Source organism: Streptomyces sp. NPDC088157, from assembly GCF_044741545.1.
In the GTDB taxonomy this organism is placed as follows: Bacteria; Actinomycetota; Actinomycetes; order Streptomycetales; family Streptomycetaceae; genus Streptomyces.
The window spans coordinates 536290-551726 of record NZ_JBIUSU010000002.1; the positions used below are offsets into that span (position 1 = coordinate 536290).

The window sequence follows — 15437 nt, forward strand, 5'->3', positions numbered from 1 at the left end:
CTTTTGCAGTCTTCGAAGGGCAGTCCCCATGACTGACAAGTTCGACAAGTCCTCCGCGGGCGGCGCGCCACCCGAGGACGCACCGCCGGTCGCCAAGGACTCGGCGTTCTCCGGCCCGCCGGAGGCCATCAAGGCGATCCCGGTGCGCCACTACGGCCGCTGGGTCAGCGCCGCGATCGTCATCGCACTCCTGGCGCTGCTGGTCAACGCCTTCGCGAACGGCGACATCAACTGGGACACGGTCGGCGACCAGCTGTTCGACTCGACCGTGATCGCGGGCGCCGGGCGCACGCTCCTGATCAGCGTGCTGTCCATGGTGCTGGGCGTGGTCCTGGGCGTTCTGCTGGCCGTGATGCGGCTGTCGAAGAACCCGGTGACCAGCACGGTGGCCTGGCTGTACATCTGGTTCTTCCGCGGCACCCCGGTGTACGTGCAGTTGCTGATGTGGTTCAACCTGGCGCTGATCTTCCCCGTCCTGAACCTCGGTCCGATCTACAAGGACGAGATGACGGACGTCATGACGCCGTTCATGTGCGCCCTGCTCGGACTCGGTCTGAACGAGGCCGCGTACATGGCCGAGATCTGTCGGGCCGGCCTGCTGGCCGTGGACGAGGGACAGACCGAGGCGTCCCACGCGCTCGGCATGAGCCACGCCAAGACGCTGCGCCGGATCGTCATCCCGCAGGCGATGCGGGTGATCGTGCCGCCGACCGGCAACGAGTTCATCAACATGCTCAAGACCTCGTCGCTGGTGTACGTGGTGACGTACAACGAACTGCTCCGCTCGACCTCGGTGATCGGCTCCTCGTCGTTCGCCGTGATGGAGCTGCTGTTCGTCGCCTCCATCTGGTACCTGGTCATGACCAGCGTCTTCAGTGTCTTCCAGTACTACCTGGAGCGCTACTACGCCCGCGGTTCGAGCCGCAGCCTCCCGCCCACGGTCTTCCAGAAGATCCGGACGAACCTGCTGTCGATCGGCCGCGAAAGGAGTGCGTCATGACCGTGATGGTCAAGTCCGAGGGCGTGCACAAGTCCTTCGGCGCGGTCGAGGTCCTCAAGGGCATCGATCTGGAGGTCAAGAACGGCGAGGTGTTCTGCCTCATCGGCCCCTCCGGCTCCGGCAAGTCGACCTTCCTCAGGTGCATCAACCACCTGGAGAAGATCAACGCCGGACGGCTGTACGTCGACGGTGAGCTGGTCGGCTACCGCCAGAAGGGCGACAAGCTGTACGAGCTCAAGGACAGCGAGGTCGCGCTGAAGCGCCGGGACATCGGCATGGTGTTCCAGCGGTTCAACCTGTTCCCGCACATGACGGCGCTGGAGAACGTCGTCGAGGCCCCGGTCCAGGTCAAGGGCACGAGCCGGGCCAAGGCCAGGGAGCGCGCGACCCAGCTCCTGGACCGTGTCGGCCTCGCCGACAAGGCGGGCAGCTACCCCTCGCAGCTCTCCGGCGGCCAGCAGCAGCGCGTCGCCATCGCCCGGGCTTTGGCGATGGACCCGAAGCTGATGCTGTTCGACGAGCCGACCTCGGCCCTCGACCCGGAGCTGGTCGGTGACGTCCTCGACGTCATGCGCGACCTGGCCGAGTCCGGCATGACGATGATCGTCGTCACCCACGAGATGGGCTTCGCCCGTGAGGTCGGCGACAGCCTGGTCTTCATGGACGGCGGTGTGGTGGTCGAGGCCGGCAACCCGCGGGACGTGCTGACGAATCCGCAGCACGAGCGGACCCAGTCGTTCCTGTCCAAGGTGCTCTAGCGGAACGGCGAGCAAGCTGCTCCAGCGGTACGACGGGCAAGCGAGAAGGGGCGGTACGGGATTCCCGTACCGCCCCTTCCGCCGTCCCGGCCTCTCGGCGCCGGCCGGCCGCGTTCAGCTCCTCCAGGGGCGCCCGGTCACTTCAGAGCCAGCACCAGTGCGTCCGACGGCGAACACCAGACGGCCCGGGCCTCGCCGAAGCCCTGTTCGAGCAGCACGCGCGCGTGCCAGGCGGCGGACGGCGTGTCGCCGTCGGCGTGCTCGCCGTAGATCTCGAAGCGCCGGGCGGTCGGCCCGGCGAGCACCGGGTCCTGGGCCGCGAGCTGCCACCACTCGGCCCAGTCGAGGACCCCGCCGGCCCCCTCGGCCCTGACCTGATCCATGCGGGTGTGGCGCTGCGCGCGCTCCGCCGCGTTGATCCGCGGCGTCGTCTCGTCGATCATGTGATCCGCGTTCATGAAGACACCGCCGTCGCGGACGAGTTCCGCGACCCGACCGTAGAGGGCGGCGAGGGGTTCGCTGTGCAGCCAGTGCAGGGCCGTCGCGGTCAGGACGGCGTCGTACGTGTCGTACGGCAGCAGGGCCGGCCAGTCCGGGTCCTTGAGGTCGGCCGCGACGAGGGTGACACGGTCGTCGCCCTCGAAGGTTCCCTCGGCGATGGCGAGGAGCGCCGGGTCGAGGTCGACGCCGGTGCTGGTGGCGCCGGGGAGGCGGGCGAGCAGCCGGGCGGTGATCGTGCCGGTGCCGCAGGCGAGGTCGAGGACGCGCGGGGCGGGCCCGACCAGCGCCTCCACCAGGTCGATCATTATCCGGAAACGTTCCTCGCGGTCGGGCATGTACCACTCCTGCTGGCGGTCCCAGCTCCGCTGCCAGGCAGCCCAGTCCGTACCGGCCGTCGTGCCGGCCGTCGTACCGGCCGTCGTACCGGCCGTCGTACCGGCCGTGGTCGTCTGCGCGTCCGTCATCGCAACCCTCCGCCGCACCTGTCGCGTAATACCCTGGAAGTACGAACGGCCGTTACCCCGCCCGCATCCCGACCATAGAGCGCCCCCGTAAGGACTACAAGTGGAACTGGCCTATTACTCGGACTACGCCGTGCGCCTCGTGAACAGCGAGGAACCGGCCCGGGGCAAGGACGCGCTGACCTCGGTCGAGGCCGTGCGAGCCCTCTTCGGCGGCAATCAGTCGGCCGCCCGCCGGGCCACCGACGCGGACGTCACCCGGTTCCGCTCGGTCCGGGCCCGCCTGCGCGCGGTCTTCGAGGCGGCCGACGGCGGCGACGAGACACTCGCCGTGGACCTGCTGAACTCGCTCCTGCTGGAGTTCCCGGTGAGCCCGCAGATCTCCGGCCACGACTTCCGGGACGACGACGGCCGCCCCCTGTGGCACATGCACCTGGCCGACCACCCGTCGAACGCGACGGCGGGCTACGCGGCCATCGCGGCCATGGGTCTGGCGTTCCACCTCACCGAGTACGGCGTCGACCGTCTCGGACTGTGCGAGGCCGCCCCCTGCCGCAACGCCTACCTCGACACCTCCACCAACCGCTCCCGGCGCTACTGCTCCGACCGCTGCGCCACCCGCGCCAACGTGGCCGCCTACCGCGCCCGCAAGCGCCTGGAGGCGGACCGGACGGCCAGCACGGGCCTGGCCGCCGACAGTGCCCAGCGCGCCACCGCCAGCGGCGAGCGCTGACCCGGCTTGAGCGGGCGGTAGCGCAGCCGCACCTTGCCCAGGATCAGCTCGTCGGGCACGACCCCGTAGTCGGTGCTGTCGCCGCCGGCGTAGGTGTTGTCCCCGCGGACCCACCACCCGCCCTCGCGTCGCTCCTCGGCCCGCTTGACGACGAGCAGGTCCTGCTGGAAGGGATGCCGCAGCACGATCACGTCACCGGGCCGGACCCGGGCGCCGTACTGCACCACCAACTGGTCCCCGTGGTACAGCGTGGGCACCATGGACGGACCGGTCACCTCGGCCAGTCCGAAGAGCGCGGCCGACCTCGCGCGCTCGGTCTCCTGCGACAGCTCCGGCATCGCCGGCACCTCCCCGGTCTCTTCCTCCACCAGTCTCAGTCTGACCCCGGACTTTTGTCCTAAGCCCATGGGGGCACCCGCGAAAAGCGTTCCCCCAGGGAGTAATGTCCCACCTGAGAAGACGATCACGAGGAAGGAACGCTCCATGCTTTCCCGCCTGTTTGCCCCCAAGGTCAAGGTCAGCGCACACTGCGACCTGCCCTGCGGTGTGTACGACCCGGCCCAGGCCCGCATCGAGGCGGAGTCGGTGAAGGCCGTCCAGGAAAAGATGGCCGCCAACGACGACCCGCACTTCCAGGCGCGCGCCACCGTCATCAAGGAGCAGCGTGCCGAGCTCGCGAAGCACCACGTCTCCGTGCTGTGGAGCGACTACTTCAAGCCCCCGCACTTCGAGAAGTACCCCCAGCTGCACCAGCTGGTCAACGACACCCTGAAGGCCCTGTCGGCCGCCAAGGCCTCGACGGACCCGAAGACCGGTGAGAAGGCCCTGGAGCTCATCGCCGAGATCGACAAGATCTTCTGGGAGACCAAGAAGGCCTGATCTTCGGCCCGGCTGCCCGACCTGCTCCTTCGCGGGTCGCGTCGCCCAGCTGTCCGCACCCGGCCCGCAGGCCGCCGCCCACGGCGTCCCTGACGGTCCGGGTGCGGTCTCCTTTCCGGGGCCCCCTCCCGGTTCCCGGCCCCTCTCCCGGTTCCGGGGCCCTCTCCCGGTTCCCGGGCCCTCTGCCGGTCTCCCGCCCCCCCTCCCGGCCTCCAGTCGGCCTCCAGTCGGCCTCCACCACCGCGACGGCGCCGTCCCTCGTGCGATGCTGGCTCCGTGACCCTCGAGGACCTGGTACGGCTGCGGCAGGCGCGCGACCGGATGGACCGTGAGTACGCCGAGCCGCTGGACGTCTCCGCGCTCGCGCGCACCGCGCTGATGTCCCCGGGCCACTTCCAGCGCAGCTTCCGCGAGGCCTACGGCGAGACGCCCTACGGCTACCTGATGACCCGCAGGGTCGAGCGCGCCAAGACCCTCCTGCGTCGCGGCGACCTCACCGTGACGGAGGTCTGCATGGCGGTCGGCTGCACCTCGCTCGGCTCGTTCAGCTCCCGCTTCACCGAACTGGTCGGCGAGACCCCGAGCGCGTACCGGGCACGGTCGCACGATGCGAGCGCGGTGATCGCACCCTGTGTGGCCCGGACGTTCACGCGCCCCCGGCGCGGCCGACATGCCTAGGCTGGACGCCATGGACCTCAAACTTCACCAGTGTTTCGTCGCCGTCGACGACCACGACAAGGCCCTGCACTTCTACGTGGAGGTACTCGGCCTCGAAGTCCGCAACGACGTCTCCTTCGAGGGGATGCGGTGGGTGACCGTCGGGTCGCCGCTCCAGCCGGACGTGAACATCGTGCTGGAGCCGCCGGGCGCGAACCCGGACTTCTCCCCCGCCGACCGGGAGGCGATGGCCCGGCTGCTCGCCAAGGGCGTGCTGCGCGGGGTCATCTTCACCACCGCCGACTGCGACGCGCTGCACGCGCGTGTGCGGGAGGCCGGCGTCGAGGTGCTCCAGGAGCCGACGGACCAGCCGTACGGGGTTCGCGACTGCGCCTTCCGTGACCCGGCCGGGAACATGCTGCGGTTCATGGAGCGGACCGGATGAGCCGACCGGTCCTTTGGACCTACGCCTTCGTCGACCGGCCCGCCCGGCACTTCGAGCGGGCCTGCGACTTCTGGACCGCCGTCACGGAGACGTCCCTGTCCGAACCCAGGGGCGAGCAGGGTGAGTTCGTCACCCTGCTGCCGAAGGACGCCGACGCCGGCGTGAAGGTACAGGCGGTCACGGAGGGCGACGGCGGCGCGCATCTCGACCTCGCCGTCGAGGACGTTCCCGGTTTCGTCGCGACGGCGCTCGGACTGGGGGCGGAGACGGCCGCCGCCCACGACGGCTGGGCCGTACTGCGCTCCCCCGCCGGGCAGTTGTTCTGCGCGGTGCCGTGGCACGGGGAGTCCGTGCGGCCGCCCGTGGTGGCCGGCGCGCGCCTGGACCAGGTGTGCCTGGACGTCCCGCCGTCGGTGTACGCGTCCGAAGTCGCTTTCTGGGGCGGCCTGTTGCCCGACTGGTCGTCGCGGCCGGGCTCCCGGCCCGAGTTCCACGTGGTCGAGCCTCCGCCGGGGCTGCCGATCCGCATCCTGCTCCAGCGGCTCGAAGCGGAACGCGCTGTCCACGGCCACCTCGACCTGGCCTGCGGCCCGGACATCGACGCCGTGCGCGCCCGCCACGAGGGGCTCGGCGCGCAACTCGTGGCCCGTCATCCCCACTGGACGGTGATGCGGGACCCGACCGGCGGCCTGTACTGCCTGACCGGCCGTGACGCGCACACGGGCGGCCTGCCGCGACCCGTCACCCGGCCCTCCGAACCGACCACTGACCGCTGACCGCTGACCGCTTGGCCGCTGACGACCGCCGCCCCTCGTCCTGACTCCCGGCTCCCGGCTCCCGGCTCCCGGCTCCTGCCTGCCGGCTCTCGGCTCTCGGCTCTCGGTTCCTGGCTCCCGACCGGCATGCCTCTCCCGATCGGCTACGGCGCCTCTCCCAGCGGTGTCCCCACCTGGAGGTTCCAGCGCCCCGCCCGGCCACTCAGGTCGACTGCGGTCAGCGGGCGTACGTCCAAGCGCCAGAAGGCCGGTTCCGGCAGGCCCAGCGCGCGGACGAGCAGGGCTCGTACGACGTCGGGCTCCACCACGGCGATCACGCGTCCCGGAGCGCGGGCGGCGCCGTCCAGCCAGGCCCCGGCCCGGTCGCACAGCTCCCGCACCGACTCCCCGCCGTGCGGGGCATGCGCCGGATCCGCCAGCCAGGACGCCACCGCGTCAGGCTCGGCGGCCGTCACCTCGGCGAGGGTCCGTCCGCGCCAGCGCCCCACGTCGAGCGCGGCGAGCGCGGGCAACTGGGGCGGCGCGGACAGTCCCAGCGCCTCGGCGGTCTGACGGCAGCGCGTGGACGGGGAGGCCGCCGAGCGGTCCGCACCGGACAGACCGGCCGCTGCCGACCTGGCCCGGTGCACCCCGGCGGCGTCCAACTCGCTGCTGCCGTCGTCGAATCGCGCCTCACGCAGAGCCGGCGTAAGGGCCGGTGAGATCAAGGTCACTCGGCTCGTCATCAGTCTCCGCTCCCTGTGTTTCACACAGCAACTCGGCTGAGAAGAAGGGTTGTTGAGGGGACAGCGACGGTCTCTGCGCATGTGCGCCGTCCCATGCGCCCTTGGCCGCGCAGCCGTCACGCGGTACGTTCTGCGCGACATTGACGACGGTACGGCGGAAGTCCGGTGGGAATCCGGCACGGTCGCGCCACTGTAAGCCGGCAGGAGCCATCCCCTCACGGATGGTGAAGGCCGAGCAAGTCAGACCCGCACCCGTCGTCACGTGCACCACCGAGATGGGACGCGAACTCCCGAGGAGGTCCTGCCATGGCGCAGACCGTCGCCCACCCGACCGCCGGCCCCACCGCCGCACCCGCCAAGCTGCCGATCGGGGCGATCGTCCCCTGGGCGGTCTTCTTCGGCATCCTGATGATGGTCCTGCTCTACTTCGTCGGCGCCGAACAGGGCGCCACCTCGGTGGTGTCCGGCGAGGACGTCCACGAGTGGGTCCACGACGCCCGCCACCTGCTCGGCTTCCCCTGCCACTGACGGGGAACCGGACACCGTGAACTCCGCAACCGTCAGAAACCTCCTGGTCCGCGGCATGCTCGCGGGCCTCGCCGCCGGACTGCTCGCGCTCGCCGTCGCCTACTTCCTGGGCGAACCGCGCGTCGATTCGGCCATCGCCTACGAAGACTCCCACGCCCATGAGCACGGCGTGGAGCTCGTCTCCCGCACGATGCAGTCCACCGGCGGTCTGGCCACCGGTGTCCTCCTCTACGGCGTCGCGTTCGGCGGCATCGCCGCCCTCGCCTACTGCTTCGCACTCGGCAGGATCGGCCGCTTCGGCCCCCGGGCGAGTGCGCTGCTCCTGTCGGGCGCGGGCCTGCTCGCCGTCTATGTGGTGCCGTTCCTGAAGTACCCGGCCAACCCGCCCTCCGTCGGCGACCCCGACACCATCGGCAAGCGCACCACGCTGTACTTCCTGATGATGGTGCTCAGCGTGCTCCTGGCCGTCGCCACGGTCATCCTGGGCAAGCGACTCGCACCGCGCCTGGGCAACTGGAACGCGACGATCGCGGCGGGCGCGTTCTTCGTTCTCGCCGTCGGCCTCGCCTACGCGTTCCTGCCGGCCGTCAACGAGGTCCCGAAGGGCTTCTCCGGCACGCTGCTCTGGCAGTTCCGTCTCGCGGCCCTGGCGATCCAGCTCACCCTGTGGACCGCGTTCGGGCTCGTCTTCGGGCTGCTCGCGGAGCGGGTTCTGTCACCCGCCCCGACCGCTGCCGAGAAGCAGGCGGCGGGCACGCAGGCGGCTCCCGTACCGCACTGAGGTCAGGAGGCCGGAGCGGCGGGCGCTCCGGGTCCCTCTCCGGGTTCGGCGGCGCCGTGCCGGGCGCCCGGTTCCACGTACGCCTCGCACCGCGGGTTGTGGCACGGGCCCGGCACCCAGCGCGGGACCCACGCGCCCAGCGTCTTGTGTCGCCGGACGACGGACTGTACAGGCTGCCCACAGGCGGGGCAGACGCGTTGTTCCCGGTCCATGCCCTACAGGGTAGGGCGGCGCGGACGCGAGCGCTCCCCGCCGTACGTCACCGTTCCCTGGCGTACGTCCGTACGACCGCGCCGTTGCCGAAGGAGCGCACCCCGCCGAGGGTGAAGCGGGCGACGTCGAAACCGGCGCCGAACATCGGCATGCCGGTGCCGTAGACGATCGGGTACGTCTTGATCACGAGCTCGTCGATCTCGTCGAACAGCTCGCCCGCGAGGCGGGAGCCGCCGCACAGGTAGATGCCGAGGCCGCTGTCCTCCGCCTTCAGCTCGCGGACCTTGCCGATCAGGCCGTCCGCGATGATCTCGACGTCCGGGGAGGGCGACGCCCCGAGGGTGCGTGAGGCGACGTACTGCCGCAGGTGCGCGTACGGGCTGAGGTGGCCGTCCTTCAGCGCCACGTCGTAGCTGGCCCGGCCCTGCACGACCGTGTCGAATTTCTTGTTCTCCAGGTCGTCGAAGCCGAGGGCGCGACGGCCTGGGGTCGACATGGTCTCGGGGTGGTCCGCCTTCAGGAAGTCGAGGAACTCCTCGTCGAGGAAGGGGAACATCGCCGTGGCGTCGCCGTTCACGTCTCCGATGAAGCCGTCGACGGAGCAGGCGATGAAGTAGGTGAGCTTTCGCAAGTGGGGCTCTTTCCGTAGGCTGCTTTTCAACAACTCCAGTTGTAGTACTTCAGCTGTAGTGGTTGCAAGCGGGTTTCCCGGCGTTCCGGGAAACGGAGCCAAGTGAGAGAGAAGGTTCCGCATGGCCGGGAATCCGGAGCGGCGGGCGGCCCTGGTGGACGCGGGCGTCGAGGTGCTCGCGCGTGAGGGTGCGCGGGGGCTGACGTTCCGCGCGGTGGACGCGGCGGCGGGAGTCCCGGTGGGCACCGCCTCCAACTACTTCACCGGACGCGACGACCTGCTGCGCCAGATCGACGCCCGACTGCACGTCCGGCTGGCGCCCGACCCCGAGGTGCTCGGCGAACTGATGACCCGGCCACGGGACCGCTCTCTGGTCACGGCGTTCATGCACGACCTGATGGCCCGCGCGACCGCCGACCGGACCGGCTACCTCGCCCTGCTGGAGATGCGCCTCGAAGCCACCCGGCGCCCCGAGCTCCGCGCCTCGTACACCACATCGGTGCGCGGCGACCTCGAGTACGGCATGGAGTTCCACCGCGACGCGGGCCTGCCCGGCGGCGACGAGACCGTCGTCGTCCTGTACCTCGCGATGCTCGGGCTGATCCTGGAGCACCTGACCCTGCCGGGCGTCCTGGACGGCGTCCTGCCGGGCGTCGGGGTGCCGGAGGGGCTGATCGAGCGGATCGTGGCGACGGTGGTGCCGGACGGGGCGTGACCGTGGCGACGGTGGTGCCGGACGGGGCGTGACCGTGGCGACGGTGCTGCCGGACGAGGCGTGACGGCCCGGCCGGCCTCGGCCTCGCCCCGGGAACGGAGGGCGCCACCTCCGCCGCCCTCCGCCGTACCGCCGGCGCCCCTACGCGCGCTGACGCGGGCGGGGGCATGACCCGGAGGGCCGGGCGGGCACAGCGGCAGCACGGCAGCGGGCCCCGCACACCGTGGGGATGTGCGGGACCAGCCGGACCGGAACCCCCCCCTCGAAGTCGTCCGGCTTCCGCCGCCCCCGTCCCTCGTCCTCGATCCTTCGGGTCCCCGCTAGTTGCTGCGGCGGGTCACGAACTCCGCCAGGGAGAGCAGGCCGCCGGCCGACTCCGGGTCCGGGATCGCCCGGGCCAGTGCGTGCATCGCCCGGGACATACGGTCGGCCGCCTGCTCCTGCGCCCACGCGCGGCCGCCGGCCCGTTCGACGGCCAGCGTCGTGCGGTCCAGGTCGGCCGGCTCGTAGGGCGCCGCGTACAGCTCGGCCAGTTCACCGGCCGCCGGGGTGCCGGAGGTCAGCGCGGCGACAACCGGCAGGGACTTCTTGCGGGCGGCGAGATCCGCGCCGGCCGGCTTGCCGGTGTGCCGCGGGTCTCCCCATATGCCGATGACGTCGTCGATGAGCTGGAAGGCGAGCCCGGCCTCCCGGCCGAACGCGTCCAGCGCGTCGACGTCCTCCTCGGCCGCCCCCGCGTACAGCGCGCCCACCGCGCAGGCGCAGCCGAGCAGCGCTCCCGTCTTGGCCTCGGCCATGACGAGCACCTCGTCGAGGGTGATCTCGGCAGGGCCGCGTTTCTCCATGGCCGTGTCCGCCTGCTGACCGGCGCACAGTTCGACCACGCAGGCCGCGACCCGGCCGGCGGCCGCCGAGGACGCCGGGTGCGGATCCGCGACCAGCAGACCCAGGGCGAGGGCCTGCAGGGCGTCCCCGGCAAGGATCGCGTCGGCGTCACCGAACACGGTCCAGGCGGTGGGGCGGTGCCGGCGGGTGGTGTCCCGGTCCATCACGTCGTCGTGCAGCAGCGTGAAGTTGTGGATCAGTTCGACCGCCGCGGCCGCCCGCAGGGCCGTCGCGCGGGCCGCCGGGCCACCGAGCGCGGTGGCCGCGGCGAGCACCAGGGCCGGGCGGATCGCCTTGCCCGCGTTGCTCGCCGCCGGGGTGCCGTCCGCGTGCTCCCAGCCGAAGTGGTAGAGCGCGACCCGGCGCATCGAGCCGGGCAACGAGTCGATGGCCGCGCGCAGTTCGGGGTCCACCATCGCCCGGGAGCGCTCCAGGATGACCGCCGCCTCGTGCCCGTCGACCGGCCCCGGACCGCTGTCGCCCTGGCTGCCGATGGACCCCCGCCTTTCGCGCGCCTCGCCCCGGTACCGCCTGATGGCGGAAGTCACCGCCAGCGGCCGATCTCGACGTTCTCCAGGACGCCCAGCGCGTCCGGCACGAGGACCGCGGCCGAGTAGTAGGCCGTGACCAGGTACTTGATGATGGCCTGTTCGTTGATGCCCATGAACCGCACGGACAGGCTCGGCTCGATCTCGTCCGGGATGCCCGACTGGCGCAGGCCGATGACGCCCTGGTCCTGCTCGCCCAGACGCAGCGCGATGATCGAGCTGGTACGGGCCTCGCTGACCGGGATCTTGTTGCACGGGTAGATCGGCACCCCGCGCCAGGTCGGGATCCGGTTGCCTCCGACGTCGATCGTCTCGGGGACGAGCCCGCGCTTGTTGAGCTCACGGCCGATGGCCGAGATCGCGCGCGGGTGGGCGAGCAGCATCTTGGTGCCGCGCCGCCTGCTGAGCAGTTCGTCCAGGTCGTCCGGGCTGGGCACGCCGTCGTGCGGCTGGAGCCGCTGGTCGTACTCGCAGTTGTTCAGCAGTCCGAACTCGCGGTTGTTGACGAGTTCGTGCTCCTGGCGCTCCTTGAGCGCCTCGACCGTCAGCCGCAACTGCTGCTCGGTCTGGTTCATCGGCTGGTTGTAGAGATCGGCCACGCGTGAGTGGATGCGCAGGACGGTCTGGGCGATGCTCAGTTCGTACTCGCGCGGCCGGGCGTCGTAGTCCACGAACGTGTGCGGGATGTCCGGCTCGCCGGCGTGGCCCGCCGCGAGGTCGACCTCTTTCTCACCGTACTTGTTGGTGCGCTGCTCGGGGATCGCGCGCAGCCGCTGGAGGTGCTCGCGCAGGGTGTCGGCACGCTCCGCGACCTGCTCCACGTCCTGCCGTGCCAGGAGCAGCACCGTGCAGGCCGTGTCCGCGCGGGCCGTGTACTCCCAGATGGCGTCCGCGTCGAGCAGCGCCTGGTCGCCGAAGTACGCGCCGTCGGCGAGGACGCCGAGCACCTGGTCGTCGCCGTAGGGGCCGTTGCCGACCTTCTCGACACGGCCGTGCGCCAGCAGGTAGACCTCGTCGGTCTGGCTGCCGAAGGAGGCGATGACCTCGCCGGGGCCGAACTCCCGCTGCCGGCAGCGCTGGGCGAGTTCCCCGAGCACCTCCTCGTCCTCGTAGGAGCGCAGTGCGGGCAGTTCGCCCAGCTCTGCCGGGATGACCTCGACCCGGTCACCGGTCTTCACGAACGTGATGCGGCCGTCGCCCACCGCGTACGTCAGACGCCGGTTGACCCGGTACGTGCCGCCCTGCACATCCACCCAGGGCAGATTCCGCAGCAGCCAGCGGGAGCTGATCTCCTGCATCTGCGGTGCGGATTTGGTCGTGGTGGCCAGGTTCCGCGCGGCCGCGGTGCCGAGACTCTGCTGCGGCTTGCCCGAGTCCGTGCGGACCTCTTCGCCTACCGACATGAGAAATGCCCTCCCGATTCATGCACGGGCGCCGAACTGCGCCGGTGCACTTCGTTCACACGGCAAGCCTTCCATTACAGAGTGTGCTCGTGCTATTACCCGAAAGAGCGGGAATGGATCAACGGGTGGTTGGGCACAGGCACGTTCCCCGAACGGTGTTCGACAATGAGCGGGTGACCGACCTGCGCCCCCACCTGCCCTCTCCTCTCCGGGAAGTGTCCGACGACCGGTTCGGGCGGCACGGCGTACGGCTGCTGCTGAAGCGGGACGATCTGATCCACTCCGAGCTGATCGGCAACAAGTGGCGCAAGCTCGCGCCCAACCTGGAGCGGGCGGCGGGGCGGACGCTCCTCACCTTCGGCGGCGCCTACTCCAACCATCTGCGGGCCACGGCCGCCGCCGGTCGGCTCCTCGGGCTGCCCACGGTGGGCGTGGTGCGCGGCGACGAACTGGCCGGCCGGCCGTTGAACCCCTCCTTGGCCCGGTGCGCGGCCGACGGCATGCGCCTGCACTTCGTGGACCGCTCGACGTACCGCCGCAAGACCGAACCGGAGGTACTCGGGACGCTTCTGGACGAGGTCGGCGCGCCGGGCGCGTACGTCGTCCCCGAGGGCGGCAGCAACGCGGCGGCGGTCCGCGGCTGCCGGGCGCTCGGCGAGGAGCTGCGTGGCCGTACCGACGTCGTCGCCGTCGCCTGTGGCACCGGCGGCACGTTCGCCGGGCTGGCCGCCGGGCTCGCCCCTGGCCAGCGGGCGCTGGGCATACCGGTCCTCAGGGGCGGCTTCCTGGGAGACGGGATACAGGCCCTCCAGGAGGAGGCCTTCGGCGGCCGGCGGGGCGAGTGGGCGCTCGACGAGCGCTTCCATTTCGGCGGATACGCGCGTGTCACTCCCGCCCTGGAAACGTTCGCGGCGGACTTCGAAAGCCGCCATGGCCTGCCTGTGGAACGTCTCTATGTCGCCAAGTCTCTCTACGGCCTTGTCGTCCTCGCCGAGGAGGGTGCCTTCCCGCGCGGAACGACCGTGACGGCCGTGATCACAGGCCGCCCGTTCCCTTCGGAGTGAGAGAGAGGGCGCGTGGGTGCGCGTACGCGTGGGTGCGCGTACGCGTGGGTGCGCGTACGCGTGGGTGCGCGGGTGCGTGGGTGCGTCGGGCCTACGCCGTCTCCCGGTAGGCCGCCGCTTCCTCCAGGTCCAGTCGGCGCAGCAGCGTGCGCAGCATCTCGTCGTCGATGTAGCGGCCGTCCCGCAGCCGGACGAACATCTCGCGCTCGGCGCTGATCATCTCGCGCGCGAGGCGCCGGTAGGTGTCGTCGACGGTCTCGCCGGTGACCGGGTTGACCTGGCCGAGGCGCTCCCAGACGGCGTTGCGGCGCCGCTCCAGGACACTGCGCAGCCGGTCGGCGAGCGGTGGCGGCAAGGCGTTGCGCTCGTCGGACAGGAGCGCGTCCAGGCGCTCCTCGGCGACCCGGGAGGCCTGTGCCTGGGCGTTGGCCTCGGCGAGCGTCGCGGTCTGCGGGTCGGCGTCGGGGAAGCGCAGCAGGCGGATCAGCGGCGGCAGGGTCAGTCCCTGCACCACCAGGGTGCCGATGACCGTCGTGAAGGTGAGGAAGAGGATGAGATTGCGGTGCGGGAAGGGCGCGTCGCCGTGGTCCACGGTGAGCGGGATGGAGAAGGCGATGGCGAGCGAGACCACGCCCCGCATGCCGGCCCAGGCGATGACGATCGGCCCCCGCCAGGTCGGGTTGTCCTCCCGCGCGCGGATGCGCGCCGACAGCAGCCGGGGCAGGAAGGTCGCCGGGTACACCCACAGGAAGCGCGCCGCCACGACGACGAGGAAGAGCGCGACGGCGTACCAGGCGGCGTCCAGGCCCTCGTAGGCGCCGAGGCCCTTCAGGACGACGGGGAGCTGGAGGCCGATCAGGGCGAAGACCGCCGACTCCAGGACGAAGGCGACCATCTTCCACACGGCCTCCTCCTGGAGGCGGGTCGCGAAGTCGACCTCCCACGCGCGGTGGCCCAGGTAGAGCGCTACGACGACCACGGCGATGACGCCGGAGGCGTGGAACTGTTCGGCGGCCGAGTACGCGACGAAGGGGATCAGCAGGGAGAGCGTGTTCTGGAGCAGGGGCTCCTTGAGGTGGGTGCGCAGCCAGTGCAGCGGGGCCATCAGGAGCAGGCCGACCGCGGTTCCGCCGACCGCCGCCACCAGGAACTCCTCCACACCGCCGGCCCAGGACGCGCCCTCGCCGACCACGACCGCGAGGGCCACCTTGTAGGCGGTGATCGCGGTGGCGTCGTTCAGCAACGACTCGCCCTGGAGAATCGTGGTGATCCTGGAGGGCAGGCCGACCCGGCGCGCCACCGCCGTGGCCGCGACGGCGTCCGGCGGCGCCACCACCGCGCCCAGCACCAGCGCCGCCGTCAGCGGCAGCCCGGGGACGATCAGGTAGGCGGCCCAGCCGACGGCGAAGGTCGCGAAGAGCACGTAGCCGACCGACAGCAGGGCCACCGGCCGCATCTGGGCGCGCAGGTCGAGGTAGGAGCTGTCGCTGGCCGACGTGTACAGCAGCGGGGGCAGCAGGAGCGGCAGGACGACGTCCGGGTCGAGGGTGTAGTCGGGCACCCCGGGCACGTAGGACACCACCAGGCCGACCGCCACCAGCAGCAGCGGCGCCGGCACGGGAGTGCGCCGGGCCGCGGCCGCGAACGCCGCACTGCCGGCCACCAGCAACAGCAGTGGCATCACGTCCATGTCCGGCCCGCCCTCGTTTTCCGCGCGGTAGCCCGCACGCCCGT

General features: G+C 71.3%; 18 protein-coding genes and 1 riboswitch. Of the genes, 11 read left to right on the forward strand and 7 right to left on the reverse strand.

Annotation, left to right across the window (positions count from 1 at the left end; genetic code table 11):
* Positions 1-28: 28 nt before the first annotated feature.
* Positions 29-1000 (forward strand): amino acid ABC transporter permease, encoded by a 972-nt coding sequence (locus tag ACIPFH_RS08685; protein ID WP_401824424.1) that lies wholly within the window; start codon positions 29-31, stop codon positions 998-1000.
* Positions 997-1758, forward strand: coding sequence for an amino acid ABC transporter ATP-binding protein (locus ACIPFH_RS08690; RefSeq protein ID WP_356265300.1), 762 nt, complete (start codon positions 997-999; stop codon positions 1756-1758). The genes ACIPFH_RS08685 and ACIPFH_RS08690 overlap by 4 nt, the downstream gene beginning before the upstream one ends.
* A 137-nt stretch (positions 1759-1895) precedes the next feature.
* On the opposite strand, the gene ACIPFH_RS08695 is transcribed toward ACIPFH_RS08690, so the two are convergent.
* Positions 1896-2723, reverse strand: a complete 828-nt coding sequence (locus ACIPFH_RS08695; RefSeq protein ID WP_401824426.1) for a class I SAM-dependent methyltransferase — start codon at positions 2721-2723, stop codon at positions 1896-1898.
* 100 nt (positions 2724-2823) lie between these two features.
* On the opposite strand from ACIPFH_RS08695, the gene ACIPFH_RS08700 reads away from it, so the two are divergent.
* Positions 2824-3453 (forward strand): CGNR zinc finger domain-containing protein, encoded by a 630-nt coding sequence (locus ACIPFH_RS08700; RefSeq protein ID WP_401824428.1) that lies wholly within the window; start codon positions 2824-2826, stop codon positions 3451-3453.
* On the opposite strand, the gene sodX is transcribed toward ACIPFH_RS08700, so the two are convergent.
* On the reverse strand, positions 3357-3791 hold the full coding sequence (sodX, locus tag ACIPFH_RS08705) for a nickel-type superoxide dismutase maturation protease (protein WP_401825110.1): 435 nt from the start codon (positions 3789-3791) through the stop codon (positions 3357-3359). The genes ACIPFH_RS08700 and sodX overlap by 97 nt on opposite strands.
* 145 nt (positions 3792-3936) lie before the next feature.
* Here sodX and sodN point away from each other — a divergent pair, with 145 nt between their 5' ends.
* From sodN to ACIPFH_RS08725, 4 genes are all read left to right on the forward strand, one after another.
* Positions 3937-4332, forward strand: coding sequence for a superoxide dismutase, Ni (gene sodN / locus ACIPFH_RS08710; RefSeq protein WP_020130742.1), 396 nt, complete (start codon positions 3937-3939; stop codon positions 4330-4332).
* Between the two features lie 276 nt (positions 4333-4608).
* Positions 4609-5010 (forward strand): helix-turn-helix transcriptional regulator, encoded by a 402-nt coding sequence (locus ACIPFH_RS08715; RefSeq protein WP_401824430.1) that lies wholly within the window; start codon positions 4609-4611, stop codon positions 5008-5010.
* 10 nt (positions 5011-5020) lie between these two features.
* Entirely contained in the window at positions 5021-5434 is a 414-nt protein-coding gene (locus tag ACIPFH_RS08720; RefSeq protein WP_359123014.1) for a VOC family protein, read from the forward strand.
* Positions 5431-6210, forward strand: a complete 780-nt coding sequence (locus tag ACIPFH_RS08725; protein WP_401824432.1) for a VOC family protein — start codon at positions 5431-5433, stop codon at positions 6208-6210. The genes ACIPFH_RS08720 and ACIPFH_RS08725 overlap by 4 nt, the downstream gene beginning before the upstream one ends.
* Positions 6211-6353: 143 nt before the next feature.
* On the opposite strand, the gene ACIPFH_RS08730 is transcribed toward ACIPFH_RS08725, so the two are convergent.
* On the reverse strand, positions 6354-6935 hold the full coding sequence (locus ACIPFH_RS08730) for a histidine phosphatase family protein (protein WP_401824434.1): 582 nt from the start codon (positions 6933-6935) through the stop codon (positions 6354-6356).
* Positions 6936-7043: 108 nt separating this feature from the next.
* Positions 7044-7204, forward strand: a riboswitch (cobalamin riboswitch).
* Positions 7205-7241: 37 nt separating this feature from the next.
* Between ACIPFH_RS08730 and ACIPFH_RS08735 the strand changes: the two genes are divergently transcribed.
* Entirely contained in the window at positions 7242-7463 is a 222-nt protein-coding gene (locus ACIPFH_RS08735) for a CbtB-domain containing protein (protein WP_401824436.1), read from the forward strand.
* A gap of 16 nt (positions 7464-7479) precedes the next feature.
* The gene (locus tag ACIPFH_RS08740; RefSeq protein WP_401824437.1) at positions 7480-8244 is read left to right on the forward strand and encodes a CbtA family protein; all 765 of its coding nucleotides are present in this window, start codon (positions 7480-7482) and stop codon (positions 8242-8244) included.
* Positions 8245-8503: 259 nt separating this feature from the next.
* Here the strand turns inward: ACIPFH_RS08740 and ACIPFH_RS08745 are convergent, their stop codons facing one another.
* Positions 8504-9088: a dihydrofolate reductase family protein gene (locus tag ACIPFH_RS08745; protein WP_401824439.1), complete on the reverse strand. Its 585-nt coding sequence runs from the start codon at positions 9086-9088 to the stop codon at positions 8504-8506.
* Positions 9089-9209: 121 nt separating this feature from the next.
* Between ACIPFH_RS08745 and ACIPFH_RS08750 the strand changes: the two genes are divergently transcribed.
* Positions 9210-9803 (forward strand): TetR/AcrR family transcriptional regulator, encoded by a 594-nt coding sequence (locus ACIPFH_RS08750; RefSeq protein ID WP_401824441.1) that lies wholly within the window; start codon positions 9210-9212, stop codon positions 9801-9803.
* Between the two features lie 320 nt (positions 9804-10123).
* On the opposite strand, the gene ACIPFH_RS08755 is transcribed toward ACIPFH_RS08750, so the two are convergent.
* A complete protein-coding gene (locus tag ACIPFH_RS08755) occupies positions 10124-11182 on the reverse strand; it encodes a family 2 encapsulin nanocompartment cargo protein polyprenyl transferase (protein ID WP_401825112.1) in 1059 nt (352 codons plus the stop codon).
* Between the two features lie 50 nt (positions 11183-11232).
* Complete coding sequence (locus ACIPFH_RS08760) at positions 11233-12639, reverse strand: family 2B encapsulin nanocompartment shell protein (protein WP_356258311.1); 1407 nt, start codon at positions 12637-12639, stop codon at positions 11233-11235.
* A gap of 173 nt (positions 12640-12812) precedes the next feature.
* Here ACIPFH_RS08760 and ACIPFH_RS08765 point away from each other — a divergent pair, with 173 nt between their 5' ends.
* Positions 12813-13703, forward strand: coding sequence for a 1-aminocyclopropane-1-carboxylate deaminase/D-cysteine desulfhydrase (locus tag ACIPFH_RS08765; RefSeq protein ID WP_401824443.1), 891 nt, complete (start codon positions 12813-12815; stop codon positions 13701-13703).
* 91 nt (positions 13704-13794) lie between these two features.
* On the opposite strand, the gene ACIPFH_RS08770 is transcribed toward ACIPFH_RS08765, so the two are convergent.
* Positions 13795-15393, reverse strand: coding sequence for a Na+/H+ antiporter (locus tag ACIPFH_RS08770; RefSeq protein WP_401825114.1), 1599 nt, complete (start codon positions 15391-15393; stop codon positions 13795-13797).
* Positions 15394-15437 lie beyond the last annotated feature (44 nt).